Annotated in this window: 16 protein-coding genes; 10 read left to right on the top strand and 6 right to left on the bottom strand. The window is 61.8% G+C overall.

Annotated elements, in window-relative coordinates:
* Window positions 1–399 precede the first annotated feature (399 nt).
* On the top strand, window positions 400–900 hold the full coding sequence (locus EV561_RS10390) for an Rrf2 family transcriptional regulator (protein WP_132520997.1): 501 nt from the start codon (window positions 400–402) through the stop codon (window positions 898–900).
* Between the two features lie 27 nt (window positions 901–927).
* Window positions 928–1,389: a carboxymuconolactone decarboxylase family protein gene (locus EV561_RS10385; RefSeq protein WP_132520995.1), complete on the top strand. Its 462-nt coding sequence runs from the start codon at window positions 928–930 to the stop codon at window positions 1,387–1,389.
* Window positions 1,390–1,478: 89 nt separating this feature from the next.
* Here the strand turns inward: EV561_RS10385 and EV561_RS37150 are convergent, their stop codons facing one another.
* The 3 genes from EV561_RS37150 to EV561_RS10375 form a co-directional block, all read right to left on the bottom strand.
* Window positions 1,479–1,646, bottom strand: coding sequence for a hypothetical protein (locus EV561_RS37150; RefSeq protein WP_165927789.1), 168 nt, complete (start codon window positions 1,644–1,646; stop codon window positions 1,479–1,481).
* A gap of 122 nt (window positions 1,647–1,768) precedes the next feature.
* The gene (locus EV561_RS10380) at window positions 1,769–2,404 is read right to left on the bottom strand and encodes a YitT family protein (RefSeq protein ID WP_132520993.1); all 636 of its coding nucleotides are present in this window, start codon (window positions 2,402–2,404) and stop codon (window positions 1,769–1,771) included.
* Between the two features lie 216 nt (window positions 2,405–2,620).
* Window positions 2,621–3,565, bottom strand: a complete 945-nt coding sequence (locus tag EV561_RS10375) for a methyltransferase domain-containing protein (RefSeq protein WP_132520991.1) — start codon at window positions 3,563–3,565, stop codon at window positions 2,621–2,623.
* Between the two features lie 144 nt (window positions 3,566–3,709).
* Between EV561_RS10375 and EV561_RS10370 the strand changes: the two genes are divergently transcribed.
* Genes EV561_RS10370 through EV561_RS10360 form a run of 3 tightly spaced genes read left to right on the top strand, consistent with a single transcriptional unit; the run spans window position 3,710 to window position 5,867 of the window.
* Window positions 3,710–3,976: a DUF6460 domain-containing protein gene (locus tag EV561_RS10370; protein WP_132520989.1), complete on the top strand. Its 267-nt coding sequence runs from the start codon at window positions 3,710–3,712 to the stop codon at window positions 3,974–3,976.
* 1 nt (window position 3,977) lies between these two features.
* Window positions 3,978–4,487: a CAP domain-containing protein gene (locus tag EV561_RS10365; RefSeq protein ID WP_132520987.1), complete on the top strand. Its 510-nt coding sequence runs from the start codon at window positions 3,978–3,980 to the stop codon at window positions 4,485–4,487.
* An 18-nt stretch (window positions 4,488–4,505) separates the two neighbouring features.
* Window positions 4,506–5,867, top strand: coding sequence for an MATE family efflux transporter (locus tag EV561_RS10360; RefSeq protein ID WP_132520985.1), 1,362 nt, complete (start codon window positions 4,506–4,508; stop codon window positions 5,865–5,867).
* On the opposite strand, the gene EV561_RS10355 is transcribed toward EV561_RS10360, so the two are convergent.
* Entirely contained in the window at window positions 5,843–6,931 is a 1,089-nt protein-coding gene (locus EV561_RS10355; protein ID WP_132520983.1) for a quinone-dependent dihydroorotate dehydrogenase, read from the bottom strand. The two genes, EV561_RS10360 and EV561_RS10355, sit on opposite strands and share 25 nt — an antisense overlap.
* Window positions 6,928–7,284, bottom strand: a complete 357-nt coding sequence (locus EV561_RS10350; protein WP_132520981.1) for a DUF952 domain-containing protein — start codon at window positions 7,282–7,284, stop codon at window positions 6,928–6,930. Before EV561_RS10350 ends, EV561_RS10355 begins: the two co-directional genes overlap by 4 nt.
* Before the next feature lie 112 nt (window positions 7,285–7,396).
* Here EV561_RS10350 and EV561_RS10345 point away from each other — a divergent pair, with 112 nt between their 5' ends.
* The 5 genes from EV561_RS10345 (at window position 7,397) to EV561_RS10325 (ending at window position 11,420) form a co-directional block, all read left to right on the top strand.
* A complete protein-coding gene (locus EV561_RS10345; protein WP_245512640.1) occupies window positions 7,397–7,825 on the top strand; it encodes a hypothetical protein in 429 nt (142 codons plus the stop codon).
* A 57-nt stretch (window positions 7,826–7,882) separates the two neighbouring features.
* On the top strand, window positions 7,883–8,530 hold the full coding sequence (locus tag EV561_RS10340; protein WP_132520979.1) for a response regulator transcription factor: 648 nt from the start codon (window positions 7,883–7,885) through the stop codon (window positions 8,528–8,530).
* Window positions 8,531–8,682: 152 nt separating this feature from the next.
* Window positions 8,683–9,348, top strand: coding sequence for a helix-turn-helix transcriptional regulator (locus EV561_RS10335; RefSeq protein ID WP_132520977.1), 666 nt, complete (start codon window positions 8,683–8,685; stop codon window positions 9,346–9,348).
* A gap of 15 nt (window positions 9,349–9,363) precedes the next feature.
* On the top strand, window positions 9,364–10,866 hold the full coding sequence (locus EV561_RS10330; protein WP_132520975.1) for a thermonuclease family protein: 1,503 nt from the start codon (window positions 9,364–9,366) through the stop codon (window positions 10,864–10,866).
* A gap of 140 nt (window positions 10,867–11,006) precedes the next feature.
* On the top strand, window positions 11,007–11,420 hold the full coding sequence (locus EV561_RS10325) for a tellurite resistance TerB family protein (RefSeq protein ID WP_132520973.1): 414 nt from the start codon (window positions 11,007–11,009) through the stop codon (window positions 11,418–11,420).
* 71 nt (window positions 11,421–11,491) lie between these two features.
* Here EV561_RS10325 and EV561_RS10320 read toward each other — a convergent pair whose 3' ends face one another.
* Complete coding sequence (locus tag EV561_RS10320; RefSeq protein WP_132520971.1) at window positions 11,492–12,379, bottom strand: transporter substrate-binding domain-containing protein; 888 nt, start codon at window positions 12,377–12,379, stop codon at window positions 11,492–11,494.
* Window positions 12,380–12,432 lie beyond the last annotated feature (53 nt).

Raw genomic sequence — 12,432 nt, 5'->3', positions numbered from 1 at the left:
CATGAATGTAGTTCAAATAGGAGAGAATTGAAGCAGATCCCTCCTATGGGACAAGTCAACTCGCAGTCCTGACCAAGAGCTCGTTTCGGAACATCTGACATGCGGGCGTGTTTTCCTGTGACAGTCACGGCAAAGGTGCTGCATGGATTCGAAGTTCGGAAACCGCTTGATGATTGCCGCGCTTGCGGTCGGCTTCGTCATTTGCGTGGGCTATTCGCTGTCGAGCTCTCATTTGCACAAGGGTAAGGACCCTTCGGAAAGCTCCAGCCCGGCGAGCTCCCAGTAGGACGATGAATTTGGAAAGCGGCGGGCATTTCGTCGGCCCGGCGGCGATGATGTCCGGCTTCTTGACACGTGCGCCGAATCATGGATAAATATTATCCATGATAGGAGATGGTCATGAAACTCGGTGACGGTGTCGAACAGGCAATCCATTGCGTGGCGGTGCTTTCCGGCCTTTCGGAAGAAGGCGTGCTGTCGGCGGCGGCCCTTGCGGAATTTCACGGCGTTTCGGTGAGCTATCTGCTGAAACACCTGCAGGCGCTCTCGGGCGCAGGCCTCGTCAATACCGTGCCCGGGCCGAAGGGCGGCTATCGGCTGGCGAAGGCGCCTAGGGAAATTTCGCTGCTCGACATCGTCCTTGCCGTCGAAGGACCGCAGCCAGCCTTCCGCTGCAGCGAAATCCGGCAGCGTGGACCGAATCCATTGCCTGGCCGCTACTTTACCAAGCTCTGCCAGGTCAGTGCAGCCATGCTGAGGGCCGAAAAGGCCTATCGCGCCGAACTCGCCAAGGTGTCAATTGCCGACCTTGTGGCTGAGCTGAATGCAGACGACGACGGCGGCATTGCCGCTCGCGGCTGCGCCTTTCTTGAACTTCACGAACGCAAAGCGAGCCGCTGAGGGCTCGCGACCAAAGGAGAAAACACCATGCAACCCCGTTTCAACTTCGCCAAAGCTTCTGCTGATGCCTATAAGGCCGTCGCCGCCCTGGAACAGTATGTCCAGACCTCCGGCCTCGACCGCCGCTTCATCCACCTGATCAAGCTGCGCGCATCGCAGATCAACGGCTGCGCCTATTGCGTCGACATGCATGTCAAGGAAGCGCGCCATGATGGGCTTTCCGAACAGTGGATCAACCTGATGTGCGTCTGGCGGGAATCCCCGATCTATGACGCGCGCGAACGCGCCCTGCTCGGCTGGGTCGATGCCGTGACGAAGATTTCGGAAACCGGCGCTCCGGATGCCGACTACGAGGCGCTCAAGGCGCAGTTCTCAGAAGAGGAAATGACGAAGATCACCGTCGCCATCGGCGCGATCAATATCTGGAACCGTCTTGCCGTCAGCTTCCGTGCACAGCATCCGATCGATGCGGCCACGAAGGCTGCGTAAGAAATTTCCTTTTGCGCCGGCGGCAACGTTGTTGGCACGGCGAAAACAGCACATGACCGACCCGAATAAATCGGGTCGGTGACCTTCAATCAGGCGTGGTCAGCGCCCTTTTCCGTCGCGCCGGCATGTTGCTGCTCGCGGGACGCATGGACGTTTTCGAATATTTCCCGGACAACCTGTGCGATCTTTTCCGCAGAAGAACCCTTGGCGTATTCTTCCTGCATGCGGCGTCTGACAAGCTTTTCCAACTCTGACATATCTTCACCTCATCTATCCGGCGCAAGAGAATTGTCCTCCTGCGCCAGACGAGTGGCAAGTTACGAATAGTTTATCATTGGCATGGGCTTGGGGGCATAGGCGGGGGTTTGGGCTCGGCGCATCAGAGCGCGACGTAGCGATCCGACCGATGGTTGATCGCGATGAAGAGATTCATCACGACAGCGCCGAAGACGGAGTAGAGAATGACCGGTGGCGTCGTGACGAAGAAGGCAGTCGCCAGCACGCAAAGGTCGATCCCCATCTGGACGAGACCGGCACGGATGCCGAAGCGCTCCTGAACATAAATGCCGAGAATGCCGACGCCGCCGAGGCTGGCGCGATGGCGATAGAGCGCCAGCAATCCGTAACCGAGAAGGAGACCGCCGACGAGTGCCGCCCAGGCCGGATGGATGGCGGCAATCGCCATCACCTTCGGCTGCAGCGTCGTCAGGAGCGAGGTCAGGCCGATGGCGATGAAGGTCTTCGTCGTGAAGGCCATGCCGAGCTGCTTCCAGGAGAGGTAGAAGAACGGCAGGTTGAGCAGGAAGAAGGCAAGGCCGAAATTGATGCCGAACGCATAGTGCAGGAGGAAGGCGACGCCGGCGGTGCTGCCCGTCAGCAGACCCGCGCTTGCCAGCAGGTAGAGGCCGATTGCGGAGACGAGGCTGCCGGAAAAGACGCCCTGCACGTCTTCGATCGGCGTATGACGCGTGGCAGCTGTATTTCCAAAACCAAGGGCACTGATGAGCTGGGCCATGTCGTCATTCTCCAACGGCGGACGAGTTCAAGAACGCTTCAAGGCAGGCTTGAGCGTGGCGGGTCATGTGAGGTGAAATCCAGCCGAGCGGTCCACAGGCGTCTATGACGCTGTTCTCTCCAGCTATTGGCGCGGATTATCGGGACTTCCCGCCATCTTCGCAAGCAAAATACGTAAGCAATACTGACCTATTTTAACTTCGCAAGAATCGTTCCTTCAGGGCGATTTCCGCGTAACGAACAGGATGCCGGAAATGGGTTTTCCGCCATCTTTGCGAATGGTGGTTCTGGCAAGCTCGACGACGCCGAAGCCATGCCTGTCGCAAAGTGCCCTGACATAGGTTTCCGAATGGGCATAACGCAGGGAGTGGCGCAGTTGCACCCCATCGCCCTCCCCGCCATCCTCGACCGAAAAGGCAAAGACTGCCTTCGGCAAGGCCAGCTCGCCTGCGATCGCAAAGACGCTTTCGAGATTGCCGAGATACATCAGGACGTCTGCGGCAGTAATCAGGTCGGCGCGATGGGCCACAAGGCCTTCGCCTGTGACGCCCGAGCTAGCCGGCGGCAGGGAGAGATCCGCCTGGGCGAGATGGTCGTAGACGCCCTTGGCATCCGCCTTTGCCAGCATGTTCTGTGAGAGGTCGAACCCTTCCAGCCGGTCGACGCTGGCCCGGATTTCAGGGCCGAGCAATCCGGTGCCGCAGCCGAGATCAATCGCAAGGCGGAAATGCCGGGGGATGGCCAAGGCTTCCGATATCAGCGCCGCGAGCTTCTGAGGCACCGTATAATCCAGCTTCTCGACCAGCGATTTCTCGAAGCGATCGGCGTAGTCATCGAAGAGACGTTCGACATAGCGGCTGGGCGGGACATCAGGCATTTCGGTCGCGCCCAAAACAGCAAGCTTCAGCCGCGCGCCGAATATATCGTCGGGATCGAGCGCCAGCACCCTTTCGAAGGCTGCGGCAGCGCCGGCGGCGTCCTTCGCCTTTTCGCGGTAGGTTCCCAGCTGATGCCAGCCGGCGGCCCAGGCAGGCGCCAGTTCCAGTGCCTGTTCCATAAGTTCGGCTGCCGCGGCCGGATCGCCGCTCTCATCCAGCATCTTGGCATAATCGGCGCGGCGATCGGCTGTAACGTCGCCGGAAGATAGCTGGGCTCTGGGCATGAAAAAACCTGTTGGGAACAGCCGCTATCTGGCGGTGGCCACAAAAAAACTCAAGTCCTATTTCAGGCAGAGCCCCGCAATGCCGCAAAAGCGCTTGCGACGTTCGATTCGTGGCCTTATCCCAGGGCAAACAGGAGATTGCGAATGTCGGATCAGATGAACAGATTTCTCGGGGATTCGCCCGCCCGTACGATCGTCAAGCTGATCGTGGTGTCGCTGATCGTCGGCTTCGTGATGAAGGTCATGGGCTGGCAGCCAATGGATCTGATCTACAATATCCGGCATGTCGTGCTCGACATCTGGCACACCGGCTTTGCCGCGCTCGGCAAGTTCGGCGACTATCTTATCCTGGGCGCGACCATCGTGATCCCGATCTTCATCGTCCTTCGTCTCTTCAACTACAATCGCTGACATGACCATAGAAACCACCCTTTTCACACGCCGTAGCGCGCTGCGCTTCACCGCCCTTGCGCTTGCTGCCGGTGCTGCAAGCTGTGCGACCCAGTCGCCGCAGGTGTATAATGCGCCCGGCAACGACCAGACGGCGGCCGCACTTCCGCTCGTCAACGCGCTGCGCGCCAAGAATGGCCTGCCGGCGCTTGCAATCGATCCGGCCGCCAAGGCCGCCGCGCTCTATCAGGCAAAGCGCATGGCAAGCCTGAAGAAGATGGCGCATTTCATCGGCTTCGGCGACGATTTCGGCCGCCGCGTGAAGGCAAGCGGCGTCAAGCTGCCCGCTGCGGAAAACATTGCCGAGGGTCAGCAGACCGTCGATGCGGTGGTCAACGCCTGGATCCACTCGCCGCACCATCTCGAAAACATGCTTGGCCACTATACCGGCCTTGGTGTTGCACTGGCGCGCGATCCCTCTTCCAACAACCTTCCCTATTGGTCCATGGTGCTGTCTTCAAACGCCGTATGATGACGGGAAGGCAGCGACATGGATCAGGGGGCACGGGACAATAGGCTGGCGTTCGATGTGACGCACCGGCTGGTGCTGTCGATCGCCGTGCCGATGACGCTTGCCTTCATGACGACGCCGCTGCTAGGCCTGACCGGCACCGCCGTCGTCGGACGTCTTGGGCAGGCGGAATCGCTGGCCGGTCTTGCGATCGGCGCCGTTCTCTTCGACCTGATCTTCGCCAGCTTCAATTTCCTGCGCTCCTCGACCACGGGCCTGACGGCGCAGGCCTATGGCCGCGGTGACCTGCATGAACAGCAGGCCGTCTTCTGGCGTGCGCTTCTGTCAGCCATCGCCTGCGGCGTGCTGCTGCTGGTGCTCTCGCCCATTCTGCTGTGGCTGGGGCTGAAGCTGATGGGACCGGAAGGCGGCGTGGCGGATGCCACGCGCACCTATTTCTCCATCCGCATTCTTTCCGGCCCCGTGGCGCTCGCCAATTATGCGATCCTCGGCTTCGTGCTCGGACGCGGACAGGGCAAGATCGGGCTCATCCTGCAGACGCTGATCAACGGCATCAACATCCTGCTTGCCATCGCGCTCGGCCTTGGCCTCGGCTGGGGTGTTGCAGGCGTCGCCTGGGGAACGTTGCTTGGCGAAACCGTCGGCGCGGTGACCGGCCTTGCGATCGTGCTCAATGAATTTTCCGGCTCGAGACGGCCGTCGCGATCGGAGCTGCTGTCGCGGCAGAAGCTGGGCGAGCTTTTCGCGCTGAACCGCGACATCCTGATCCGCACCTTCGTTCTCCTCGGCGCATTCACGCTGATGACGCGGATCGGCAGCCATTTCGGCGCGGTCACGCTTGCGGCCAATGCGGTGCTGATGAATTTCGTGCTGATTTCCGCTTTCTACCTGGACGGTCTTGCCAATGCCGCCGAGCAGATCACCGGCCGGGCGATCGGTGCGGGCTACCGTCCCGCCTTCGACCGCGGAGTGAGGCTCACCATGGGATGGTCCTTCAGCCTGGCTGCGATTGCCGGCCTCTTCTTCCTCGCATTCGGGCCTGACATCATCGCCGCGCTCACCACCTCGGAGGATGTGCGCTCAGCGGCCGAGAGCTACCTGCCGCTGGCGGCGATCACAGGAATGACCGGCGCGCTTGCCTATCTCATGGACGGTGTCTTCATCGGCGCCACATGGTCTCGCGACATGCGCAACCGCATGCTGATGGCCTTTGCCGGCTATCTCATCGCGCTTGCGATCTTCGTTCCCTGGCTTGGAAACCTCGGGCTCTGGTTGTCGCTCAACGGCTTTCTGCTCTTCCGCGGCGTCTTCCTGATGATGCTGGTCAAGCCGAGGGCCGACCAGACATTTGCTAGTCAGATTGGCCGATCGGCCCAGTAATCCAGCTTGGTATCGCGCAGGTCGCGGATCGAATTGACGCGCTCGCGGTCGAGCAATGTCGAAAGGCCGGCAACGATCTTGCCCGGCAGGCCGGGGCCTTCGTAGACCATGCAGGAATAGAGCTGCACCAGATCCGCACCCGCACGGATCTTTTCCAGCGCCGTCTCGGCGGACGAGACACCGCCGACGCCGATGATCGGCATGGCCGGGCCGACGCGCCGGCGCATCTTGGCAAGGACAGTCGTCGACTTTGCAAAGACCGGCTTGCCCGAGAGGCCGCCTGCCTCCTTTGCCTGCCGCTGGTCTTTCAACCCGTCGCGGGACAGCGTCGTGTTGGAGACGATCAGCCCGTCGAGGTCATGGGCCAGCGCTTCGGCTGCGATATCGTCCATGCCCTCCTCTGTCAGATCGGGTGCGATCTTCAGGAAGACCGGAATTTTCCGGCCGGCCTTTGCCGCTTCCTCGTCGCGGGCGGCAAGCACGGCCGACAGCAAAGCAGCCAAGCTCTCGCGCGCCTGCAGATCACGCAGGCCGGGCGTGTTGGGCGAGGAGATATTGGCGGTGAAATAGCGCGCGACGGAATAGAAGCGGCGGATGCCGGTCACGTAGTCGCTGACGCGATCAGTGCTGTCCTTGTTGGCGCCGATATTGACGCCGATGATGCCCTTGCCGCGGATCGAGGAGAGGCGCCGGAAGGCAGCCTCATGGCCTTCATTGTTGAAGCCGAGACGGTTGATGACGCCGTCATCCTCGACCAGCCGGAAGATGCGCGGGCGGGGATTGCCTGCTTGCGCCTTCGGCGTGACGGTGCCGATTTCGGTGAAGCCGAAGCCGAGGCGCAGAAGCGCTTCCGGAACCTCGGCATTCTTGTCGTAGCCCGCCGCCATGCCGAGAGGGTTTTCGAAATCGAGACCGGCGACCGTCTGACGCAGGCGTGGATCGCTTCTCGTCCGGCAGGCCGGAACGAGGCCGGATTTCAGCGCGGCGATCGACATGCCATGCGCCGTTTCCGGGTCGAACATGAAAAGGCCGCGCCGGCCGATATCCTTCAAGGCGCCGATCATTCACCCATCTCCGGAAAGACATGCGCGCCGTCAGCGCCAATCAGCAGCGGCTTTTCCCAGAGCACCGACGTCAGCGGCAATTCGCCATAGAGATGCGGGAAGAGATCGCCGCCGCGCGAGGGCTCGAAGACAAGCTTGTCGCCGAGGGACGCGGCATCCATCGCCACCAGCAGCAGGCCGGACTGGCCGGCAAAATACCGGGCGGCGGTCTCCTTGGCCTGGACTGCCGTCGAGAGATGGATGAAACCGTCGGTCAGATCGATGCTCGCGCCCTTAAAAACTCCGCTTTGTCTGGCTTCCTGCCAGAGCGCGTCCGGTACGATCTTGTAAACGACTGACGTCACGGTCATCATCCTCTTCGGGCCAGGGAGTGGCTGTCGCTAGCGCTTTGCCGAAAAGCGGCGCGGATGTCCACGGACGAAGGCGAATATTTGCATCTGTGCTCTTAAAAATCCGGAGGATGACATGACCAAGGCAATGGCAACAGCATGTCTGGCGTTCCTCTTTCCGCTCTGCGCCGGCGCCGCCGAGCCGGATGCGGCACGCTTCGAGCTGCAGCGCAGCGGCGATCACTTCGTCCGCCTCGACAAGCAGACGGGCGCCATGTCGATCTGCCAGGACAAGGACGGCAACCTCGTCTGCCGCATGGCGGCCGACGAACGTGCGGCCTATGACGCCGAACTCGACCGCCTCTCCGACCGCGTGACGGCGCTGGAGAAGTCCGTCGCTGCGAACGAGGGCAAGTCGACGCTGCCCACCGACGCCGAAGTCGACCGCTCTATCGGGATCATGGAGCGGATGATGCGCAGCTTCATGGGCATGGTGAAGGAATTCCAGAACGAGGAGCAGACCGACAAGCCTCTTCCGCAGAAGACCCGGGCGTTATATGAATAAAATGTGATGCAGGCCGCATCCGCAAGGGGGTGGCCAAGCTCTTGGGAGGGGGCTTCAATGAGCGAGCAAACCATCATCATTGCGGACGACCATCCGCTGTTTCGCGGCGCGCTACGGCAGGCGGTCGGCGGCATGGAGGGGGAGCAGATCATCGTCGAGGCCGGCGATTTCCAGGCGGCGCGCGCCGCGGCCTCCGCCCATGTCGAGGCGGATCTCATGCTGCTGGATCTCTCGATGCCCGGCAGCAGCGGCTTTTCCGGGCTGATGGCGCTCAGGGCCGAATTTGCGAGCCTCCCGATCGTGATCGTATCGGCGAGTGACGATTCCACCACGATCCGCCGGGCGCTCGAATTCGGCGCTTCCGGCTTCATTTCCAAATCCTCCGGCATCGACGATATCCGCCGCGGCATCCAGGCGGTGCTTGCCGGCGATATCTTTACGCCCTCCAACTATCAGGAAGGCCAGGAACAGGACCCCGATATCGCCGACCTCGTGCGCCGCCTGCAGACATTGACGCCGCAGCAGAGCCGCGTACTCACCATGCTGGCCGAAGGGCTGCTCAACAAGCAGATCGCCTATGAACTCGGCGTTTCCGAAGCGACCATCAAGGCGCATGTTTCGGCAATCCTGTTGAAGCTCAATGTGGACAGCCGCACGCAGGCCGTCATCCAGCTCGGCCGCATCAACATGGCGATGGTTGCTTGAACGGCAATCTCGCGTGATCGGCGAACCGTTAACAAAGAGCTAATAAAGGATTTTATTCCTGTCAAACCCTTTACTCGCAGACAGGCCTCGGCTAATCTCAGGCCTGACTGAAGATGTGCCGGGCGTGCCGGCTTTCCGGGCCTTGAGCGACGATGCTGTCACACGAGCAGATATGGGGGGCGATCGACAGACTTGCCGAGCGGCATGATCTGACGCCGTCCGGCCTTGCGCGGCGTGCAGGCCTCGACCCGACCTCCTTCAACAAATCCAAGCGGCTGAGCATCGACGGGCGGCTGCGCTGGCCTTCGACGGAATCGATCGCCAAGGTGCTCGACGCAACCGGCGCCAGCATGGAGGAATTTCTCGGCCTCATGCGGCCGATGCCGCTTGCGGGCGGCATTCCGGAAGGCGCTTTCCCCCCGCAGGGAGGCTCCATTCCCCTGCTCGGCTTTGCGCAGGCGGGCGCCGGCGGCTTTTTCGACGATGGCGGCTTTCCCGCCGGCCAGGGCTGGGACGTCGTGGAATTTCCCGCCGCACCCTCGCAGAAGGCCGGCGTCTATGCGCTGGAAGTCCAGGGCGACAGCATGATGCCGCTCTACCGCGACGGCGACGTGCTGATCGTCGAGCCCGGCGCGCAGGTGCGCCGCAACGACCGTGTCGTCGTCAAGACACGGGAGGGCGAAGTGATGGCCAAGGTGCTGCTGCGCCAGAGCCCGCGCAGCATAGAGCTGCTTTCGCTCAATCCCGATCACCCCAATCGCAGCCTGGAACTATCGGACGTCGAATGGATCGCCCGGATTATATGGGCGAGCCAATAGGAAAGTTTTCTTGTTATGCGTCGAGAGATTTGGCTGGCCGGACTGGCGGGAATGGTTGTGGGCTCCTGGCTGACGCTGATCGGAGTCCAGTTTGAAATCCGCGGATGGATCATCGCGCCGCGGCCGGTGAAGGTTGCGGAAAATACTCCCGCCGCCGCTCCTGCTGCGCCACCGGCACCTGTCGCCTCGGCATCGCCGGCGACTGCAACGCCTCCCCCGGCACCTTCAACGCCTCCTGCAGCAACATCACCTGCGCCGGCGACCGAAGCAGCCAAGGCTGTGACGCCGGCAGATAATACCAAGGCGAACAATCCGCCGGCCCCGGCAGCCGCACCGGTTACCGCGCCGCCTGCGACGGTGACACAGGCCGCTGCTCCTCAGGCGACGGCGGAAAGCAAGCCCGCGGCGGTGCCATCTCCGGCACCCACTCCGCCCGGCGACGCGCACGCCAAGGCTTCCCCGCCGCCGGTCGTCGTCAAACCTGCAGAAAGCAGCAAGCCGGAGGAAAGCAAATCGGTGGCGACATCAGAGCCCGCCGTTGACAAGCCTTTGCCCTCTCCCGCCCCGCAGCCTTCTCCAAATTCATCGCCGGCGGCGGCGGTTGCTGCCGCTGTGCCCGGCCATCCCTACAAGGCGACATCGAAAGAGGCATCGGTCGCGATCCCGATTCCGCGGCCACAAAGCCCATCGGAGATAGCTGCCAGGAACGTCGTGACGGCCAGCCTCGGTCACCCCGGAAAGGATGAGCTCCACATCGATCCGGTCCCGACGTCCGCAGTCATGGCGCCTGTGCCCGCAGCGCCCGCGACCACAACGCCCGTTCCGGGTCGGACCGTTGCGGTGCAACCGCCATCTCCGATACCACAACAGCAATCTCCGCTACCGCAACAGCCATCTGTGGCGCCGCAGCTGCCCGCATCGCCGGAGACGGGCCTATCCCCGTCCGAACTGGCGGATGCGGCGAAGAAGAGCGCTCGGCAGGCGCCGGCAGCGCCCGCGACGCCGGATGGATCTCAGACGCAGCCGGCAGCACCTGAAGGCCCGGCGGCGCCCGCGCCGCAAAACGCGACACCCGGCAAGACCGTACAGCTGGTACGTCCCTTTTCCAATCGCGCCGGCGAGCTGACGATCGGCGGCAGGAAAATCCAGCTCCAGGGGGTTCTGCCGACAGATCCCGGCCGAATCTGTGTCGATGACAGCGGCAAGACCTGGCCCTGCGGGGCGACAGCGCGCACGGCGCTGCGCATGTTCCTGCGAGGCCGCACCGTCGATTGCGATATGCCCGAGTCTGCCGGTCAAACCGACACGGTTGCCTCCTGCCGCTATGCCAAGACCGATCTCAGCGACTGGCTGGTGCGCAACGGCTGGGCAGAGCCGGCGCCGGGCGCATCGCTTTCGGACGCCAATCAGGAAGCGCGCGACCAGAAGCGCGGCATCTACGGCAGCGATCCACGCAAGGGCGCGAAGTCCACGCTGGCACCCGCGCCGCCAGTGGAAGATCCGCTCAATCCGATTTGAACCAGGGGCCGATTTGTGCGGGGGGCCGGTTTGAGCGGGAGGCCCGATTTTAGGCCGGATGGCCGATATGAGCGGGAAGGCTTGCAACGGGCAACCGGACTTTCTAACTTGGTGCGACCGTCAAAAGGATAGCCCGAACGATGAACCACCCGCTTTCCGCTCAAGAAGCCCTGATCTACGTCATGGTCATGGCATCAGCCGTAGATCGGACCATGAATGACCGCGAGCTCAGCAGGATCGGCGAATTGATCCAGGCGCTGCCCGTCTTCAAGGGTTTCGATGACGAGAACCTGATCTCGGTGTCCCGCGATTGCGCCAAACTGCTCTCCGGGCCGGAAGGGCTGGATATTGTTCTGGAAACGGTGCGCGATACGCTTTCGCCGCGCCTCTACGACACCGCCTATGCGCTGGCCGTCGAAGTCGCTTCTGCGGATTTTTCCGTCAAAGCCGAGGAATTGCGGCTGCTTAGCCTGTTGCGCGATCGGCTCGGGCTCGACAAGCTGACCTGTGCCGCCATCGAGCGCAGCGCCATTGCCCGCTATCGCAAGGGCTAGCAAACCCAGCAAAGGTGCGGCCGCGGTTTTACTATTCGAAGAAAAGCGAAAACGCTTTGATCTCAGCCAGATCAGTATAGCCCGTGGGGAAAATAGCGCAGGTAAATTTCCTGCAGGCGGCCGGTGCGCGACAGGGTCGCCAGCGCGTGGTTGATGGCTGCCGTGAGGTCCGCATCCTGCTGGCGCAGCATGATGGTCATGCCTTCGCTCAGGAATTGCTGCGAGACATAGGGGCCATCGAATAGGGCGCAGCATTTTTCCGAAGCAGGCGATGATGCCCAGAAGGAAAATTGCAATCCATCGGCGAATGCCGCATCAACCTTGCCATCCCTAACCGCAGAAAGCAGTGCTTCCTTGCTATCGAAGGGAACGGACTTGATCGCCGGGAAATAGGCGGCGAGCATGGCTTCATGCGCCGTGCCCTTGACCACGCCGACTGGATGGCCGGCAAGGGCAGCCGCGGTCGTGCCATCGAGCGGCTTGCTCAGATTGCGGATGAAACGGGCCGGCAGCATCAGATAGGGCCGCGAAAAGGCATATTGCTTGCGCAATTCCGGCGTCACAGCAATGCCCGCAATGACGGCATCCCCCTGGGAAGCGGTGAGCGCCGTCTGGAGATCGCCAAAGGGCATTGCCTGGATCTGGCATTTTTCCGAAACGCCCAGTTCGTCGCAGATCTCCCTGATCAAATCGATATGGAAACCCGCGAGCTTGCCGCTCTGGTCGGTGAAATTGAAGGGGGGAAAGTCGACCGAGGTCAGGAACCGCAGCCTGACGAGGGTGGAAAGATCGGGTTTGGGAAGACGTTCGCGAGCGTCAAAGAGGATGGGCAGACCTGATGAGACGGGTTCCGCATGGGCGACCGGCACAGAGAGGAGAAATGCAACTAAAATCGCGCCTAGGCTGTAAAATCTTAAAAACCCCTTAAAATTTAGGGATGAAAGTAGCGCGCGTCTCAATATGATCCACCCTCGGGGATAGCAGGGGCGTCACCGCCATGGTGATGGTGTAG

This window comes from Rhizobium sp. BK376, assembly GCF_004341625.1.
Classification (GTDB): Bacteria; Pseudomonadota; Alphaproteobacteria; order Rhizobiales; family Rhizobiaceae; genus Rhizobium.
This window is presented reverse-complemented; position numbering and strand designations above follow the sequence as displayed.

Excerpts from the sequence above, each read along its gene's own strand:
- EV561_RS10390 (WP_132520997.1), top strand. The coding sequence starts at position 400 with ATGAAACTCGGTGACGGTGTCGAACAGGCAATCCATTGCGTGGCGGTG.
- EV561_RS10385 (WP_132520995.1), top strand. The coding sequence starts at position 928 with ATGCAACCCCGTTTCAACTTCGCCAAAGCTTCTGCTGATGCCTATAAG.
- EV561_RS37150 (WP_165927789.1), bottom strand. The coding sequence starts at position 1,646 with ATGTCAGAGTTGGAAAAGCTTGTCAGACGCCGCATGCAGGAAGAATAC.
- EV561_RS10380 (WP_132520993.1), bottom strand. The coding sequence starts at position 2,404 with ATGGCCCAGCTCATCAGTGCCCTTGGTTTTGGAAATACAGCTGCCACG.
- EV561_RS10375 (WP_132520991.1), bottom strand. The coding sequence starts at position 3,565 with ATGCCCAGAGCCCAGCTATCTTCCGGCGACGTTACAGCCGATCGCCGC.
- EV561_RS10370 (WP_132520989.1), top strand. The coding sequence starts at position 3,710 with ATGTCGGATCAGATGAACAGATTTCTCGGGGATTCGCCCGCCCGTACG.
- EV561_RS10365 (WP_132520987.1), top strand. The coding sequence starts at position 3,978 with ATGACCATAGAAACCACCCTTTTCACACGCCGTAGCGCGCTGCGCTTC.
- EV561_RS10360 (WP_132520985.1), top strand. The coding sequence starts at position 4,506 with ATGGATCAGGGGGCACGGGACAATAGGCTGGCGTTCGATGTGACGCAC.
- EV561_RS10355 (WP_132520983.1), bottom strand. The coding sequence starts at position 6,931 with ATGATCGGCGCCTTGAAGGATATCGGCCGGCGCGGCCTTTTCATGTTC.
- EV561_RS10350 (WP_132520981.1), bottom strand. The coding sequence starts at position 7,284 with ATGATGACCGTGACGTCAGTCGTTTACAAGATCGTACCGGACGCGCTC.
- EV561_RS10345 (WP_245512640.1), top strand. The coding sequence starts at position 7,397 with ATGACCAAGGCAATGGCAACAGCATGTCTGGCGTTCCTCTTTCCGCTC.
- EV561_RS10340 (WP_132520979.1), top strand. The coding sequence starts at position 7,883 with ATGAGCGAGCAAACCATCATCATTGCGGACGACCATCCGCTGTTTCGC.
- EV561_RS10335 (WP_132520977.1), top strand. The coding sequence starts at position 8,683 with ATGCTGTCACACGAGCAGATATGGGGGGCGATCGACAGACTTGCCGAG.
- EV561_RS10330 (WP_132520975.1), top strand. The coding sequence starts at position 9,364 with ATGCGTCGAGAGATTTGGCTGGCCGGACTGGCGGGAATGGTTGTGGGC.
- EV561_RS10325 (WP_132520973.1), top strand. The coding sequence starts at position 11,007 with ATGAACCACCCGCTTTCCGCTCAAGAAGCCCTGATCTACGTCATGGTC.